At 53.3% G+C, this 16,101-nt stretch carries 21 protein-coding genes; 15 read left to right on the forward strand and 6 right to left on the reverse strand.

The annotated features are described in order from the left end of the window. Positions 1 to 8 precede the first annotated feature (8 nt). From D3P09_RS19900 to D3P09_RS19910, 3 genes are read left to right on the forward strand one after another with little or no spacing between them, the layout of a single operon-like run. The gene (locus D3P09_RS19900) at positions 9 to 833 is read left to right on the forward strand and encodes a metal ABC transporter ATP-binding protein (RefSeq protein WP_120113133.1); all 825 of its coding nucleotides are present in this window, start codon (positions 9 to 11) and stop codon (positions 831 to 833) included. Continuing rightward, positions 817 to 1,623, forward strand: a complete 807-nt coding sequence (locus D3P09_RS19905) for a metal ABC transporter permease (protein ID WP_120113359.1) — start codon at positions 817 to 819, stop codon at positions 1,621 to 1,623. Before D3P09_RS19900 ends, D3P09_RS19905 begins: the two co-directional genes overlap by 17 nt. A 36-nt stretch (positions 1,624 to 1,659) precedes the next feature. Then, a complete protein-coding gene (locus tag D3P09_RS19910; RefSeq protein WP_120113134.1) occupies positions 1,660 to 2,376 on the forward strand; it encodes a cytochrome c biogenesis CcdA family protein in 717 nt (238 codons plus the stop codon). On the opposite strand, the gene splB is transcribed toward D3P09_RS19910, so the two are convergent. After that, positions 2,373 to 3,443 carry a spore photoproduct lyase gene (gene splB / locus D3P09_RS19915; RefSeq protein ID WP_120113135.1) on the reverse strand — a complete coding sequence of 357 codons (1,071 nt, stop codon included), beginning with the start codon at positions 3,441 to 3,443 and terminating at the stop codon, positions 2,373 to 2,375. The genes D3P09_RS19910 and splB overlap by 4 nt on opposite strands. A gap of 223 nt (positions 3,444 to 3,666) precedes the next feature. On the opposite strand from splB, the gene mntR reads away from it, so the two are divergent. Then, the gene (gene mntR / locus D3P09_RS19920) at positions 3,667 to 4,089 is read left to right on the forward strand and encodes a transcriptional regulator MntR (RefSeq protein ID WP_120113136.1); all 423 of its coding nucleotides are present in this window, start codon (positions 3,667 to 3,669) and stop codon (positions 4,087 to 4,089) included. 64 nt (positions 4,090 to 4,153) lie between these two features. Here mntR and D3P09_RS19925 read toward each other — a convergent pair whose 3' ends face one another. Beyond that, positions 4,154 to 4,471, reverse strand: coding sequence for a hypothetical protein (locus D3P09_RS19925; protein WP_133305034.1), 318 nt, complete (start codon positions 4,469 to 4,471; stop codon positions 4,154 to 4,156). Between the two features lie 16 nt (positions 4,472 to 4,487). Beyond that, entirely contained in the window at positions 4,488 to 5,402 is a 915-nt protein-coding gene (locus D3P09_RS19930; protein WP_120113360.1) for a DUF1385 domain-containing protein, read from the reverse strand. A 249-nt stretch (positions 5,403 to 5,651) separates the two neighbouring features. Here D3P09_RS19930 and D3P09_RS19935 point away from each other — a divergent pair, with 249 nt between their 5' ends. The 5 genes from D3P09_RS19935 (at position 5,652) to D3P09_RS19955 (ending at position 9,847) form a co-directional block, all read left to right on the forward strand. Beyond that, positions 5,652 to 6,164, forward strand: coding sequence for a YqhR family membrane protein (locus tag D3P09_RS19935; RefSeq protein WP_243644319.1), 513 nt, complete (start codon positions 5,652 to 5,654; stop codon positions 6,162 to 6,164). 84 nt (positions 6,165 to 6,248) lie between these two features. After that, positions 6,249 to 6,701: a type II 3-dehydroquinate dehydratase gene (gene aroQ, locus D3P09_RS19940; RefSeq protein WP_120113139.1), complete on the forward strand. Its 453-nt coding sequence runs from the start codon at positions 6,249 to 6,251 to the stop codon at positions 6,699 to 6,701. 13 nt (positions 6,702 to 6,714) lie between these two features. Beyond that, positions 6,715 to 7,788, forward strand: a complete 1,074-nt coding sequence (locus tag D3P09_RS19945) for a M24 family metallopeptidase (RefSeq protein ID WP_120113140.1) — start codon at positions 6,715 to 6,717, stop codon at positions 7,786 to 7,788. Between the two features lie 28 nt (positions 7,789 to 7,816). Continuing rightward, positions 7,817 to 8,374 carry an elongation factor P gene (gene efp, locus D3P09_RS19950; protein WP_119799444.1) on the forward strand — a complete coding sequence of 186 codons (558 nt, stop codon included), beginning with the start codon at positions 7,817 to 7,819 and terminating at the stop codon, positions 8,372 to 8,374. 219 nt (positions 8,375 to 8,593) lie between these two features. Beyond that, the gene (locus tag D3P09_RS19955) at positions 8,594 to 9,847 is read left to right on the forward strand and encodes an aspartate kinase (RefSeq protein ID WP_120113141.1); all 1,254 of its coding nucleotides are present in this window, start codon (positions 8,594 to 8,596) and stop codon (positions 9,845 to 9,847) included. An 84-nt stretch (positions 9,848 to 9,931) separates the two neighbouring features. Here D3P09_RS19955 and D3P09_RS19960 read toward each other — a convergent pair whose 3' ends face one another. The 3 genes from D3P09_RS19960 to comA form a co-directional block, all read right to left on the reverse strand. Beyond that, on the reverse strand, positions 9,932 to 10,393 hold the full coding sequence (locus D3P09_RS19960; RefSeq protein ID WP_120113142.1) for a DUF441 domain-containing protein: 462 nt from the start codon (positions 10,391 to 10,393) through the stop codon (positions 9,932 to 9,934). 76 nt (positions 10,394 to 10,469) lie between these two features. After that, the gene (locus D3P09_RS19965) at positions 10,470 to 11,189 is read right to left on the reverse strand and encodes a 2-phosphosulfolactate phosphatase (protein WP_120113143.1); all 720 of its coding nucleotides are present in this window, start codon (positions 11,187 to 11,189) and stop codon (positions 10,470 to 10,472) included. Between the two features lie 17 nt (positions 11,190 to 11,206). Then, a complete protein-coding gene (gene comA, locus D3P09_RS19970; RefSeq protein ID WP_120113144.1) occupies positions 11,207 to 12,034 on the reverse strand; it encodes a phosphosulfolactate synthase in 828 nt (275 codons plus the stop codon). 133 nt (positions 12,035 to 12,167) lie between these two features. Here comA and D3P09_RS19975 point away from each other — a divergent pair, with 133 nt between their 5' ends. The 6 genes from D3P09_RS19975 (at position 12,168) to spoIIIAE (ending at position 15,938) form a co-directional block, all read left to right on the forward strand. After that, positions 12,168 to 12,434, forward strand: coding sequence for a YqhV family protein (locus D3P09_RS19975; RefSeq protein WP_207892523.1), 267 nt, complete (start codon positions 12,168 to 12,170; stop codon positions 12,432 to 12,434). A gap of 92 nt (positions 12,435 to 12,526) precedes the next feature. After that, positions 12,527 to 13,561 (forward strand): stage III sporulation protein AA, encoded by a 1,035-nt coding sequence (spoIIIAA, locus tag D3P09_RS19980; RefSeq protein WP_120113146.1) that lies wholly within the window; start codon positions 12,527 to 12,529, stop codon positions 13,559 to 13,561. Further along, positions 13,558 to 14,076 carry a stage III sporulation protein SpoIIIAB gene (gene spoIIIAB, locus D3P09_RS19985; RefSeq protein WP_120113147.1) on the forward strand — a complete coding sequence of 173 codons (519 nt, stop codon included), beginning with the start codon at positions 13,558 to 13,560 and terminating at the stop codon, positions 14,074 to 14,076. The genes spoIIIAA and spoIIIAB overlap by 4 nt, the downstream gene beginning before the upstream one ends. Before the next feature lie 15 nt (positions 14,077 to 14,091). Next, the gene (gene spoIIIAC / locus D3P09_RS19990; protein WP_119799452.1) at positions 14,092 to 14,295 is read left to right on the forward strand and encodes a stage III sporulation protein AC; all 204 of its coding nucleotides are present in this window, start codon (positions 14,092 to 14,094) and stop codon (positions 14,293 to 14,295) included. Positions 14,296 to 14,304: 9 nt separating this feature from the next. Then, positions 14,305 to 14,706 carry a stage III sporulation protein AD gene (spoIIIAD, locus tag D3P09_RS19995; RefSeq protein ID WP_120113148.1) on the forward strand — a complete coding sequence of 134 codons (402 nt, stop codon included), beginning with the start codon at positions 14,305 to 14,307 and terminating at the stop codon, positions 14,704 to 14,706. Next, complete coding sequence (spoIIIAE, locus tag D3P09_RS20000) at positions 14,703 to 15,938, forward strand: stage III sporulation protein AE (protein WP_243644322.1); 1,236 nt, start codon at positions 14,703 to 14,705, stop codon at positions 15,936 to 15,938. The genes spoIIIAD and spoIIIAE overlap by 4 nt, the downstream gene beginning before the upstream one ends. The last annotated feature ends 163 nt before the right edge of the window (positions 15,939 to 16,101 follow it).

Consider the following 16,101-nt stretch of genomic DNA (forward strand, 5'->3'; position numbering starts at 1 on the left):
GAGGTTGTATGCTTCTATCAAAAGGAAACAACGAGAGCGCGCAAAGCTGCCATCGCGAAGTGGTCGGCGTAGACGGGGTGTCGTTCTCTTATCAGCATAAGTCGGTCATGTCGGATGTATCGTTCTGCGTCAAGGAACGGGATTTCATCGGGCTTATCGGTACGAACGGAGCAGGCAAAACAACGCTGCTGCGGATGATTGTCGGCCTCTTAAAGCCGACTGAAGGACAAATCCGGCTATTTGGCGTTCCCGTAGAGAAATTCAAGGACTGGGACCGGATCGGCTATGTGCCGCAAAAAAACTCGCTTAACCCGCAGTTCCCCGCCACGGTGCGGGAAGTGGTCATGTCCGGCCTCTACGGGCGCAAGAGGCTGTTTCGGCCGATCACCAAGGGCGACCAGATGAAGGCCGCCGATGCGCTGGAGGCGATGGGTATTATCGACCTGGCTGAGAAGCGGATTGGGCAGCTGTCCGGCGGGCAGCAGCAGCGCGTCTTCCTGGCAAGGGCGCTAATCAACAACCCGTCTCTGCTTATACTGGATGAACCGACTGTAGGCATCGATGCCGAGACGCAGCAAAGCTTCTTTCATATGATCAAGCATATGCATCAGCATCATAATATGACGTTCCTGATGGTATCGCATGACATGGATATGATCCGGGCTTATCTGGGACAAGAGCCGGCGTCCAAATCGGGCAAACTGAATTTTTATATCCGCCATTCGCATGATACCCAGGATTGTGTAGAGCATAATCTGGCGCATAGCTTGCGGGGGCTTAGAGAGCAATTGGAAAGCGGGAGAGAGGTAGTTGGCATTGGAGATCGTAACTAGCGAGTTTTTTCAAAGAGCGCTTATCGGCGGCGTGCTAATCGGCATTACTGCGCCGCTCATGGGACTGTTCCTGGTCCTCAGGCGTCTCTCTATGATAGGGGATACGCTGTCTCACGTAGCCATAGCAGGGGTTGCGCTGGGTTATATCATCGGTGTCTATCCGATTGCGGCGGGACTCGTATTCGCGATTGCCGCTTCCTTCGCGATCGAGAAGCTCCGCAAGGCTTATAAGACTTATGCGGAACTGTCGCTTGCCATTATTATGTCCGGCGGCATTGCGCTGGCCTCGCTGCTGTTCACAATGGGACGCAGCTTCATGGACGTGAACAGTTATTTGTTCGGCAGCATCTATACGCTGGACAGTACGGATTTGTATACGATCGGCGGCGTTACGCTGGTCGTGCTGCTAGTCGTCGGCTTGCAGGCAAAGGAGCTGTTCCTGCTGTCATTCGACGAAGAAGCGGCTTCGGTGAGCGGCTTGCCCGTGCGAATCTATAATGTTATGATTAGCGTGCTTACCGCGCTAGTTATTAGTGTTGCGATCAAGATTGTCGGGGCGCTGCTTGTATCCGCATTGCTTACCATCCCTGCGGCATGCAGCCTGATTATCGCCCGCAGCTTCAAGCAAAGCATCATGGCAGTTGTGATTATCGGCGAGCTCGCTGTCATCGGGGGCCTGATGATCGCAGGCGTATGGAACCTGGCGCCTGGCGGTACGGTCGTGCTGCTGCTTATCGCAATCCTGCTTGTGCTGCTGTTGTTCCGGCGCAGCCTTAGACTTGGCGGCTAGCTACAGCCAATTGGTACTGCGAAAGAGGTGCATATCGTGTCAGACATTAATATTTGGCTGGCGTTCGGGGCGGGCTTCGCCTCGTTTATTTCGCCATGCTGCTTGCCGCTCTATCCGTCCTACCTGTCGTACATAACCGGCATCTCCGTATCCGAGCTGAAGGATGCCCAGCAGCTTACAAACAAAAAACGCATGCTCATGATGACGCATACGCTGTTTTTTGTGCTTGGCTTCTGCACAGTATATTATACGCTAGGCTACGGCACGAATGTATTCAGCGAGTTCTTCAGCGAATACAACAAACTGATTAGGCAATTATCGGCCATACTTATAATATTGATGGGTTTGTTCCTGATCGGCATCTTCCAGCCGAAGCTGCTGATGAAGGAACGCCGGATGAATCTGGTTCCGAAGAAGGTCAATTACCTCAGCTCATTCATCTTCGGCATCGGATTTTCGGCGGGCTGGTCGCCATGTATCGGCCCGGCGCTTACAGCTATTCTGGGGCTTGCTGCGGCTGAGCCCGGCACCTGGTTTAGCTTGACCTCGGCGTATGCGCTTGGTTTCGCCATTCCATTTTTCATCCTCGCCTTTTTCCTTGGCACGGCGCGCTGGATTCTGAAGTACTCCAGCGTTGTCATGAAGATTGGCGGCGGCGTGATGATTCTGATGGGCGTACTGCTGTTCACGGATCAAATGACCAAAATTACAATTTGGCTTAACCAAATTACTCCAGATTTCTTGAAGTTTTAAGTGAAATATTCGATTTTGGATTCCGGAAAATGTTCAAAGACGCGCTCCGATATGAATAAGCGGAGCGCGTCTGCTTGTTCATCGGGGTAGACGTATTTGCCTTGGCCCCACCGGCCCCATTTATATTTGCGCTTCTCGATATCCATCTCCAGCTTTGTTTTGGGATACCGCTTTTCGATTACGCCTTTGGCTGTCTTCGTGAATCGGTGCTGAATCAGCTCGAACGTCAGATCGCCTCTGACGTCTTGGGGCAATGCGGCATCCAGTGCCGCCAGCAGCTCTCCGTAGCCTTCCTCCCAGCCGTCATGCCAAATGATCGGGGCAATAATAAAGCCGATGGGGTAGCCCGCTTTGGCCACTTTGGCCGCAGCTTCTATCCGCTGCTCGAAGCGGGAAGTGGAGGGCTCGAAATGCTTGATGACATATTTGCTGTTCACGCTGAACCGGATTCTCGTATGGCCGTTATGGCTCGCGTCCAGCAAGGAGTCGACATGATGGAACTTGGTGACGAAGCGAAGCCTGCCGAGCGGCTGCTGGCCCATGAACTCGATCAGCTCGCGCAGGCTCCCGGTAATCGGCTCAAGGCCGACGGGATCGGAGGTGCAAGCCGCTTCAAAACGAGTGATTTCGGGCTCCCGCTCGTTGATATAACCTTGTGCAGCGTCCAGAATTTCGTCAATATTGACGTATACGCGAATATAAGGCTTGGCGCCAAGCGTTGTCTGCAGATAGCAATAATGGCAATGAGCCATGCAGCCTGTAGCAATCGGGATCGCGTATTCGGCAGAGGGCTTGGAGGTGTCGAATTTGAGCGTCTTGCGCAGACCGACAACCAGCGTGCGTTTGGCGATCTTGTATTGCTCCAGCTCGGAGTCGCCGGGCAGGTTGGTGATGCGGTTATGAGAAGTCGTCATGCGGTACGGAATGCCTTCTTTTTGCACCCATTCAAAGATCCGCTTGCCCTTGGGATAATCCAGCGCTGCCGGCTCAAAATAGACAAGCTCAGGCACGAAGGACAAGGTGGAGCGGTCGACTCTTGGAGGGCGCGGTAATGTCTTCTGATTCATGAAGCCGCCTCCTGAACAGAGAATGAACAACGGTATTGCAATAAGATTATCTTTATGAGCTAGCATTCCGTATCGGGGGGCAGGGTAAACAGGTAAGATCAGCATCCCCTGAGATTGCCGTCCAAATTTGTCGGACGGGTTGCAGACGATCTATCGGACAGTGTATGATACATAGAGTAAAGCCGAGCAATTGGGTAATGAAGCAAGGTAAGGAGGTTCTTGGGTGCCGACTCCGAGCATGGAAGACTACTTGGAACGAATCTATAAGCTCATCGATGAGAAGGGCTACGCGCGTGTATCGGATATAGCCGAAGGGCTGGAGGTCCATCCGTCTTCCGTCACGAAGATGATTCAGAAGCTGGATAAGGACAACTATCTGATCTATGAGAAATACCGCGGTCTGGTCCTCACCAACAAAGGGAAAAAGATGGGGAAACGGCTGGTTGACCGTCATCAGCTGCTGGAATCATTTTTGACGATTATCGGCGTGCAGGACGATAATATCTATAAAGATGTGGAAGGTATTGAACATCACCTGAGCTGGGATTCCATTACTTGTATCGAGACACTGGTGGAATACTTCCGGAGAGATGAATCCAGACTGGAAGCGCTGAGAGCGCTGCGTTCAGAACTGGAGACCGAATAAGATACATAACGCAAAGAAGGTCAGCGGATGTCAATCCGCTGACCTTCTGTCGTTGATGCAGGTATTAATGATATTTGGGCATGTCGTCATCATCCTTGCCGCCTTCAATGACCCGGAACGGGACCGTCTTGGAGCGCGGACGGTCGCGCTTGGGCTTAGCCGTCGTGCGGGTTTGCGTCACGTGGGTGCGCGAATGGCTTGCTCCGCGGCGGCCGCCCAGGAAGGAAGGCGGGTATTTGTAGAGCAGGAAGATGCCGCCGAGGATGACGATGGGCAATATCAGGTATATAGCGAATCTCATAAAGCCCACGACAATGCCGATTGCCATTAGAGCAAATAATATGATAGCAGCAGGGCTCCATCTTTTTCCTCGATTGTACATCTTCATCACGCCTTTATTAGGATTTGGACATTTGCTGGTCGAGCTCGCGCATCCGGTTGAAGGAAGCGATCGATACTGCAACCTGCTCGTCTTTCGGTTCTTTCGTGGTCAACAGCTGCAGCCACAGGCCCGGGTAACCAAGGAAGCGAAGGAAAGGCACCTCGCGCAGCGCATTCGTCAGCCGCAGCACTTCATAGGATACACCCAGTACGAGAGGTAGCAATGCGAGACGGATAATAATGCGGTCCCACAGGCCTTGCCATTCAAATATCGGCAGCGAGTAGATGACAACGCCGACGATAATCGTAAATACCATAAAGCTGGAGCCGCAGCGGTAATGCAGTCTGCTGTACTTCTGGACATTGCGGATGGTAAGCTCTTCGCCTGCCTCATACGCGCTGATAACCTTATGCTCTGCGCCATGATACTGGAACAAGCGCTTAATAAGCGGCGTCATCGAGATAAAGTAGAGATATGCGAGCAATAAAATGATTTTGATAAGTCCTTCTAATAAATTATGACCGACGGCGCTTTCGAATAACCCGCTGAACAACAATTCTTCCAGCGCGGCAGGAACGCCTGTGAAGAGAACCTTGCCTGCGATAAAGGACAGGACGCCAGCGACGGCTACACTAATGATCATGCCGGCGCTTAGGCCGCTTTTCTTCTCTTCTTTGGGAGGAGCCTTCTCTACGATCTTGCCGTTCTTCGCATCTTCCTCGGTTTCGTCCTCCGCATAAGCCTCCATGGAGAAGTTCAGATGCTGCGAGCCCTTGGCGCTGGATTCAACGATGCCGATGACCCCGCGAAGAAACGGAATTTTTTTGAAAGGAGTCAACCATCGCTGAGTCGTTCTTGGCACTTCGTAAAAAACAATTTCTTCATTCTTGCGTCTTACGGCTGTCACGTTCACGTGCTTGCCCTGGAACATGACGCCTTCAATGACGGCTTGTCCGCCATAAATATTACGTGGGTCCTGAGACAAAAGCGTGTCACCTTCCTCGAATTCTCTTCTATATAGTCTTGCTTCTATTGTACTTGATCTGGCGTCTAAATGCGAGCCGCCGAAGCTTGCAGGCGGGCAGGTCTTGCCGCATGCGATTACAGCCCCAATCTTTGCGCATACTAGGAGAAAGCGGCATACGGTTTGCCACGTACTAAGCGCAAAGGAGCGATGGCTATGGCTAACGCCCATGACCATTTTCGAAGAAACCGGGAGGAGCGGCACCGCACGAATCCTTGGCTCTATCCCGTTCAGATCGGTTTTTTCGCAGGTTTGTTTTTCGGGATCTTCCGGTGGATGTGCTACGAGATGAAATTTACGACGCTGCTTCCGGGCTATATGCTTGACAATTTCTTCCGCCATTCTTTTCTGGCGACCGCATGGGGTTTTGTTGTCGGGATTGCCGGATACATCGTATTTTCGATTGTGATGGCGCTGCTCTACAAGATTGTGCTGGGCAAGCTGAAGGGCCCATGGCCTGGCATCTTCTATGGCCTGGCTGTATGGGCAATCCTGTTCGCAGGCATCGGCCCCCTAATCGGAATTATGGGCTGGCTGAACCAGATCGGCTGGAATACGATCTATACGGAGCTGTGCATCTCGACACTGTGGGGCGTCTTTATCGGCTATTCCATCGCATTCGAATTTACGGATGAGGTATCGCGCGAACCGATGGGAGCGAAGAACTGACTTCTCAAGGGGCGGACATTTGTGGTAAAATGTCTTGTGATCTTTTGACAAGAGTGACCAATCGTTCGTCCAGGAGGTGCAAGCATGCTCAGAATCGCAGTGCTTAACGGTCCCAACCTGAATATGCTGGGCATACGCGAGCCTGGCGTATACGGCAATGAATCGCTGTCCGCGATTGAGACGCAGGTGAAGAGCAGAGGAGATGAGCTGGGTGTCCAGATCTCATTCTTCCAGACGAATCATGAAGGCGACATGATCGACCGCATACATAGCGCTTACTGCAACGAGGACGGCATTATCATTAATCCGGGTGCATGGACTCACTACAGCTACGCGATCCGGGATGCGCTGAGCGCCGTCTCGATACCGATCGTGGAAGTGCATCTATCCAACATTCATAAGAGAGAGGCGTTCCGGCATGTGTCCGTCGTCGCTCCGGTTGCCCTGGGGCAGATCGCGGGTTTCGGCGCATCGGGCTATCTGATGGCTCTGGACGGGCTGGTTCGCAAGCTTCAAAGCGAGAGCAGCAAGGAATGAGAGGGAGAGCGATATGACGACAAAAAGAGTAGAGCGGCTGCGCAAGCTGCTGGAAGAGAACGGCCTTCAGGCGCTGTTGATCGCGAGTTCCCATAACAGACGTTACATAAGCGGCTTTACAGGCTCTGCAGGCTTTGTGGTTATTACGTCCAGGGACAATTATTTCCTGACGGACTTCCGTTACCGCGAGCAGGCAGCGGAGCAAGTGAAAGGGTTCCAGATCATTGAGCATGGGACTAGCCCGATTGACGACATCAGGGACATACTGGAGAAAGAGGGCATCAGCTCGCTCGGCTTCGAGCAAGAGCATGTCAGCTTCGGCGAATACCTCCAGTGGGGCAACACACTGAAGGCGATCGAGCTGAAGCCGGCCGCAGGGCTGGTCGAGAAGCTGCGGATAATCAAGGATGAGGCTGAGCTGCAAGTGATGCAGGATGCGGCCGATTTGGCCGACCGCACCTTCAAGCATATTCTTGGCGTTCTGGCTCCGGGCATCCGCGAGACCGACATAGCGCTTGAGATGGAAGTCTATATGCGCAGCAATGGCGCAACCAGCTCTTCCTTCGATACGATCGTTGCCTCCGGCGAGCGCTCCGCATTGCCGCACGGCGTAGCAAGCGACCGCATCATCGGCACGAACGAGTTCGTGAAGCTCGACTTCGGCGCTTATTACAACGGTTATTGTTCCGACTTGACCCGCACAGTGGTCATTGGCCAGCCTAGCGACAAGCATAAGGAAATATACAATATTGTGCTGGAAGCTCAGCTGCATGCGCTCGCGAACATCCGTCCCGGCATGACCGGAATGGAAGCGGACGCGCTATGCCGCGACATCATCTCGAAGTACGGCTACGGCGACAACTTCGGGCATAGCACGGGACATGGCCTTGGCATGGAAGTTCACGAGGCGCCCCGGCTTTCGCGCCTAAGCGATACGATTTTAACCCCCGGCATGACCGTTACGGTAGAACCCGGCATCTACGTCCCAGGCTTTGGCGGCGTACGCATCGAGGATGATATCGTCATCACGGAATCCGGTATTAAAATATTAACCTCATCTCCGAAAGAGCTTATCTGTCTGGGATAGGGACTATTCATTCAGGAGGGAATCAGCAATGATTTCAGTAAACGATTTTAAGACAGGCTTGACTGTACAAGTAGACAACGACATCTTCACCGTCCTGGACTTCCAGCACGTAAAACCGGGCAAGGGCGCTGCATTCGTGCGCTCCAAGCTGAAAAACCTTCGCAACGGCAACGTTGTTGAAAAAACATTCCGTGCAGGCGAGACAATCGGCCGTGCGCAAATCGAGAACAGAGCGGTTCAATACCTGTACAACTCCGGTTCCGAATATACGTTCATGGATAATGAAACTTTCGACCAGTTCAACCTGGACAAGAAGCAGCTCGAGTGGGAGCTGAACTTCCTGAAAGAAAACATGACGGTTAACATCACAAGCTACCAGGGTGAAATCCTTGGTATCCAAATGCCAAACAGCGTTGACCTGAAAGTAACCGAGACTGAGCCGGGCGTTAAAGGCAATACGGCTCAAGGCGCTACGAAAAACGCAACTGTCGAGACTGGTCTGACTGTACAAGTTCCTTTGTTCATCAACGAAGGCGATGTGCTTCTGATCGATACTCGCGAAGGCAAATACATCTCCAGAGCTTAGTTCTGGGGTGTACCCTAATAACCAGCCGTCTCTTGGTTCACATTAGTGACCCGGGAGGCGGTTTTTTTATGGTTATGCATCAAGCGGTGATCTGCATACTATAATACGATAACGCGGCAGGGCGGAAATGTTTTTTGCATGGAGCTATACCCATGGACAGGGCTCCTGTGCTATAATATGAACTTGTATGTAGATGTCAAGGTTGGGAGTGAAACAGCTTTGTCTTTGATCGTGATGAAGTTTGGCGGCAGCTCCGTGGGTACGCCGGAGAGAATGCAGCGTGTAGCAAAACGTATATTGGAAAGGCAGCAAGAAGGCAATGATATCGTTGTCGTAGTGTCTGCCATGGGTGATACGACAGATGATTTGATCGATCAGTCGAAGGGGCTGAATCCGAATCCGCCTACTCGCGAGATGGATATGCTGATGACGGTTGGCGAACAGATTTCGATCGCTTTGCTGTCGATGACCATTCATCAGCTTGGCGGCAAAGCCATGTCCTTCACGGGCTGGCAAGCCGGCATGAAGACGGATGAGGTTCATGGGAAGGCGAAAATTACCGATATTGAGCCCAGCCGGATTTTCAAGGCGCTTGAAGCGGGGAATGTAGCAGTCGTAGCCGGCTTCCAGGGCATGAGCGAGGAAGGCGAGATTACGACACTTGGACGCGGCGGATCCGATACAACAGCTGTTGCGCTTGCGGCAGCAGTGAAAGCCGATGTATGCGAAATTTACACGGATGTGGACGGCGTCTATTCGACCGATCCTCGTGTCGTGAAGAATGCCCGCAAGCTGAATGAAATATCGTATGATGAAATGCTTGAACTGGCGAATTTGGGCGCGGCGGTCTTGCATCCACGCGCTGTTGAATATGCGAAGCACTACAATGTGAAGCTGGTCGTACGTTCCAGCTTTACGCAGAATGAAGGTACAAGTGTGAAGGAGGATGCGGTCATGGAACAAGGCGTGGTCGTGCGCGGTATCGCTTTTGACAAAAACGTGGCTAGAATCAGTATTATGGGCGTGGAGGATGTGCCGGGCGTACTGGCCAATGTATTCGGCGCGCTTGCGAAAAACGGCATTGATGTTGATATTATCGTTCAGAGCGGTGTGCAGGACGGCAAAGCCGACTTCTCGTTCACCGTATCTGGCGATGACAGAGAGAAAGCGATTGAAGTCATCGAAGGCGTCCGCTCCCTTGTGCCATACAGAGAGACAACTTCGGAGTCCAGCCTTGTAAAAGTGTCGATCGTGGGCGCAGGCATGGTCAGCAACCCTGGTGTGGCGGCTCAAATGTTCTCGGCGATTTCTTCGCTTGGCGTCAGCATCAAGATGGTCAGCACATCCGAGATCAAATGCTCTTGCGTAATTGCAGCTGATCAGTTGAATGAAGTGGTTCGCTCGCTTCATACGGCATACGGACTGGATACGACAGAGCAAGTATTCGTCGGCGGTCCATCCGAGCGCCGCTAATTGCAATTATATTGGTTATTGACAAGAGGGTGTCCCGAGCGGGGCACCCTCTTTTTATGTTATTGCACAGAATTGTTTGGCTGCCTAAGGAGATCCGCCGAACAACTTGAACAGTTTGTATAGTATCGCCGTAATGCCAGCTGCCATCAGCGGTCCGACAGGGATTCCCCTTAGGAGAATGATGCCGGCGATGGAGCCCAGCACGAGTCCCACGACAATCTGCGGATCCATCTTCAGAAGGTCGAGGCCTTTGCTGTTGATAAATGTCGCTATCGCGCCGCCGGCGAGGGCAAGAATGCCGGGCCAGGAGGTCAGCACAGCGGTGAAATCCTTGAATTGAATGCGCTCGGCTGCGAAAGGCACGAGCACGCTAAGCGTCAGGAACAGCAGGCCTAGCTCCAGCCCCCGCCGCTCGATTGTGGGCAGGTATCTCTCCAGATGCACAAGCTTGATTACTAGAAGCAGGCATGCTGCCGTAGCAATGATCGGCGACCGGCCGATAACACCTATAACGATAAGGATGACAAGAATCAGTTCTCCGACCATGGAATGAGCTCCTATTCTGTGCAGAACGGCGCTCCGGCGGAGCGGCCTACCTCATTATATGGACAGGCCTGCCCCGTTATGACAAGTTGCGGAGGATTAGAGAGTCTCCCGAGAGGCAAGGCACGGCGTCAAGAGTGTTGACGCATGAGCAAGACTCGATATCCTCCCGCAATCCGAGCTTGATCAGCCGCTTGCCGGATTGGCTCTGCAGCAGCGTGTCTCTGATTGCCGCCGCCCGGTCGCGGAACAAGGCGTGCATGGCGGTCCCGAAGTCATCCAGCTCGAATCTTCCTACTCTCAGCTTCAACAATTCCTCAATGAACAGTCCCGCGCACAGCCCATCCTCAATAGCGAAGTCGTCATGGCTTCCAGCGCAGAGCACGACCACATCCCTTTGCAGATGAAGCGCATATTTGGCCGCAGCTGCCGCGTTCAGCAAGGATGCGGCGATTACGCTGTCGGCCTTCGTCGACTTATGAATGGCTCTGGTGCCGTTAGTTGTCGTCAATATAATTCTGCGTCCTTTTACGGCATCCGCATGATAGTCCTTCGGTGAATTTCCGAGATCAAAGCCGGCGATTTTGCGGCAGAAGCGTTCTCCTGCCATTATGTCTTCCGGGCGCTGCAGCGAGCGGGCATCCATGACCGTCTCGGCAGGCACGATGCTGGCGGCGCCGGCTGATAATGCTGTGGCGATTGTGCTTGTCGCCCGGAGCACATCGATGACTACCGCAGTTTTGTGGTGGAAGTTGGCCGAGCAGGCTTCGTTCACACTGGAAATAACCTGGACATGCATAGCTGGGCTTTCACTCCTTAAATCATGTAATCGGGATCTGCCGGCCGATGGCCGAATTCGAACGTATCCGCACGCAAGCCGCGGCGCATCGCCTCAAGCGCCAGCGCATCCGAGGGCGCGACATTGCCCAGATGAACGCCAGCTCCGAATTGCAGCATCAGCTCCGCTTGCTGGCTCTTCTGGGGTGCTTCCCACATTAGGCGGCTTGCCTGATCAACCTTGCCCAGCACATCTTCGAGAACGCTTTCCTTGCAGCGTCCTTGCTCATCGAAGAGGCCGATGTTGACGCCGGACTCCCTGGCTTCCACTGCCACCAGCTCTGCACCTGCTTCCCAGTCGCAGTGAGCGGTGAAAGCAAGCTCCTCCGGATCAATCTCTGAGCCTGCCGCTTTCTTGCCGTACTCGGTGACGACGAACAGGCCGAGTCTGACGCATTCCTTGATCAGCGAGGTTCTGCGGATACGGCCAAGTTCAATGGTTCCGTCCGAAATTTCGACGCCGGTAAAGCCAAGCGAGCAGATCCTGTCGAGAAACGATTGGGCCGCCCCTTGCTGCAGAGCGACTTCCAGAAGCGTTCCGCCGGGCATCACGATCATATTGGCATCCGAGGCAAGCTTCAGCTTTTTGCGCAAGACTTCCTGATCATACAGAACCGCGGTGCCGAAGCCCAGCTTGACGATATCGGTGAATGGCCCTGCTGTCTGGACGAAATCGGTGAAGGCGCCCAGCCCCATTCCTTTGTCGATGACCATCGTTTTGCCAAGCCCCTTCCTCCGGTCCGCAAGCCTGCAGCCGCTAGGGTCTCTCAAGAGCTGATGCCAGTTGTCCAGTACAGCACTTTTCATGTTCTCAGTTCTCCTCGCTTGAATGATCTTCACACACTATATGCGGAAGATGCTGGGCAGGTGCCCGGCATGAAATGGAGACAAGCATGCATATACATACTAAAAGCGCATGGACGAAAGGAGGTTTCTCCCATTGCTGAATAAAATCGTACTGAGCATGGCAATGCTGCGTCTGTTGTCCGGCAGTATCGAGATATGCGCAGCGTTAATTATGCTCCGGCTGAACCAGATCGACAAGGCGCTAGTCGTCAATTCATCGCTCGCCTTAGTAGGACCGATCATTCTGATCGCCACAACGACCATAGGTCTAGTCGGGCTCTCCGACAAGCTGTCGGCATCCAAGTTCGTATGGGTTGCCGTCGGGGTGATCTGCCTGATGATCGGCATATTGAAAAAATAGTAGAGTGCGAATCTAGCAAATCGGTTCATAAATGCATCAGACAAGCATACACATGTAACGACATAAGACAAACAACGGGGAGTGAAGGAAGCATGCTGTCCCATGTATCCCATTTGTTGCCGCTTGACTTGAAGAAGCTGCTCGACGGCTTGCCGGCGGATGTCAAAGGATCGCTTGAGGAAATCCGCATACGGGAGAATCGTCCCCTTGAGATCTCCTATCGCGGAGGCTACAGATTTGTCGGCGAGGACGGAAGCCTGAAGCTTCATTCGGACGGATCTATCAAGCCCACAGCAGAACAATGTCGCAAGCTTCTGGAACGCATCACGAACTATTCGCTTTATGCTATGGAAGAAGAATTGAGAAGAGGCTACATTACCGTATCGGGCGGGCATCGGATCGGACTGGCCGGCCGCACGATTCTCGACGGCGGCAGTGTCCGCGGGATTCGGGATATCGGAGGATTCAACATTCGGATTGCGAGAGAAGTTATCGGCGCGGCTGCGCATCTGCTTCCTAAGCTGATCGACAAGACGCGCGGCACAGTCGGCTCTACGCTTATTCTGGCGCCGCCGCAGCAAGGCAAAACAACACTGATCCGGGATTTGGCCAGAACGCTAAGCTATGGCAGCCAAACGGGAATGGAGAGAGGCGCGACCCCGGGCAAAAAGGTCGGCATCGTGGACGAGCGATCCGAAATTGCCGCATGCGTCAGAGGCATCCCGACCTTCGATGTCGGTCCGCGAACGGATGTCATGGATGCTTGTCCCAAAGCGGAGGGCATGATGATGCTGCTGCGATCGATGTCGCCGGAGGTGCTGATCGTCGATGAGATCGGCCGGCCCGAGGATATTGAAGCGATTCGGGAAGCCAGCCATGCGGGGGTAAGCGTCATTGCCACCGCCCATGCCTTCGATGTGCAGGATGCCAAAGGCCGGCCGGAGTTGTACAGGCTTATTCAGGAAGGGACATTCGTTCATATCGTGGAGCTGAAGCGCTCGCTGGACGGAGTCATGCACCGCATCATCCAAGCAGGCGCATTGCAGCCCGCTGCCGGCGCGAAGAGCCGAGAGCAGCCAACCGCCATAAGTATGGCGGGATCCGGGACCTTCCGGAGGCAGGAATGATGAAGCTGATCGGCGCAGTCCTGATTCTGCTTGCCGGGACGCTGATCGGATTTCAGCAAGCTGCCAAATTTGCGGAGCGGCCCAGACAGCTTAGAGGGCTTGCCCATGCGCTGCAAAGGCTTGAAACGGAGATCGGTTACGGCCACACGCCGCTGCCCGAGGCCATGGAGCGCACGGCGGAGGCTTCTGCCGGACCGATAGCCGCATTGTTCCGAAGCGCGTCAGAGCATCTAAAGGGTGAGGAAGGTTTGTCCTTTCAGGAATGCTGGGAGCGGTCCGTACAGTCCAGCTGGATCGAAACCTCGATGAAAACCAGCGAAAAGGCGATCATGCTGCGGCTTGGCTCAACGCTTGGCATCAGTGACAAGGAAGATCAGATGAAGCACTTGCGGCTTGCGCTGCTGCAGCTGAAATCGGAAGAGGACGCGGCAAGAGAAGACCAGGGGCGATATGAAAAGATGTGGAAAAGCCTTGGAGCATTGCTCGCTGTGCTGATCATCATTTTGATGGTGTAAGAGGGTGCGCTACTTATGAACATGGATGTCAGCGCCATATTTCAAATCGCTGGAATCGGCATCATTATTGCAATGATTCATTCCGTATTGAAGCAGATGGGAAAGGAAGACATGGCGCATTGGGTAACTGTAATCGGATTCGTTGTCGTATTGTTTATGGTTGTACGGCTGCTGAATGACTTGTTCCAGGAAATCAAAACGATTTTTCTGTTCCAGTAGGTGAACGCGGTGGAAATGATACAAATCGTCGGCCTCGGTCTGATGGCGACCGTGCTGATCCTGGTCGTCAAAGAGCAGAAGCCGATGTTCGCTTTCCTGCTGGCGGCATTCACGGGATTGTTTATCTTCCTGTATGTAATCGGCAAGATTGAAGCGGTCATCAAGGTGCTTGAGGATTTGGCGAACCGCTCTGGCATTCCTTCTATTTACTTAAAAACGGTTCTGAAAATAATCGGCATCGCCTATATCGCCGAATTCGGAGCCCAGATTGTGAGGGACGCGGGACAGGAAAGCATCGCATCGAAGATCGAATTCGCCGGCAAAGTGTTTATTCTCGTCATGGCTATTCCGATTATCAGTGTCATTGTCGAGACCGTTATGGGGCTGCTGCCGGCGGGGAGCGGGACATGATGGCGCAAGGCCGCTCCGGCGGCGCCGCCAAGCTGCAGCTGCTCGTATGGCTGTTCGTGCTTGTTATGTCGTTTCTGCCCATTGGGGCGGAAGCGGGGGCTGAGCAGAGTTATGCAGCGGCACCGCAAGTTTCGGGTACGAATGTCAATGAAATGATGAAGGAGCAGGCTGAGCTTGTGGAGACGCAGCCTGTTGAGGATTACTGGAACAAGCTGCGGGAACAGTATGGCGGTTTTTTCCCGGATCAGAAGGTGCCGAGCTTCGGTGAGATGCTCCTTTCGGGCGGCGGGCTGAAGCTGACCGATGTATTGCAGGGGCTGCTCCGCTATCTATGGCATGAAGTGCTTTACAATGGCAAGCTGCTGGTCACTATTGTGCTACTGACGGTATTCAGCATGGTGCTGGAAACGCTGCAAAACGCTTTTGAGCGCAACTCGATCAGCAAAGTGGCCTATTCCGTAACCTACATGGTGCTGGTCATCATCGCCGTTAACAGCTTTCATGTTGCGATCGGATATGCCAGAGATGCGATTGAGAGCATGATTGCCTTCATGCTGGCGATGGTTCCGCTGCTGCTGACGCTGCTGGCTTCCATGGGAAGTGTCGTAACGGTCTCGGTGCTGCATCCGCTCATCATATTCATGATCCATATTGTAGGAACGGTAATTTACAGCTTTGTATTTCCGCTATTATTTTTCTCGGCGGTGCTGCATATCGTCAGCTCGCTCTCGGAGAAGTTCAAGGTCACGCAGCTGGCGAATCTGCTGCGCAACATCGCGGTCGGCTCGCTGGGCGTACTGGTTACGATTTTCCTCGGCGTCATATCGGTCCAAGGAGCGACCGGCGCCGTTACGGATGGCGTCACGCTCAGGGCGGCCAAGTTCGTAACCGGCAACTTCGTGCCCGTCGTCGGACGAATGTTCTCCGATGCGGCGGATACCGTCATCTCCGCTTCAATGCTGGCGAAAAACGCTATTGGTCTCGCGGGCGTTATCATCCTGCTGTTCCTGAGCGCGTTCCCGGCGCTGAAGATATTGACGCTGGCGCTCATCTACAATGTGTCCGCCGCCGTCATGCAGCCGCTTGGCGATTCGCCGATCGTCAATTGCCTGCAGACTATCGGGAAAACAATGATCTATGTATTCGCCGCGCTTGCGGCGGTCAGCCTGATGTTCTTCCTCGCGGTAACCATTATATTGACTGCGGGCAATGCCTCATTGATGGTGAGATAGGGCTAAGTTTTGCTTCGCAAAACTAGGCCTATGCTTACGAAGTAAGATTTGCTTCGCAAAACTAAGTTTATGCTTACGAAGTAAGTTTTGCTACGCAAAACTAAGCCTATGCTTACGAAGTAAGATTTGCTTCGCAAATCTAAGCTTATGCTTACGAAGTAAG

Origin of the sequence: Paenibacillus pinisoli, from assembly GCF_003605435.1 — a bacterium.
GTDB classification, from domain to species: Bacteria; Bacillota; Bacilli; order Paenibacillales; family Paenibacillaceae; genus Pristimantibacillus; species Pristimantibacillus pinisoli.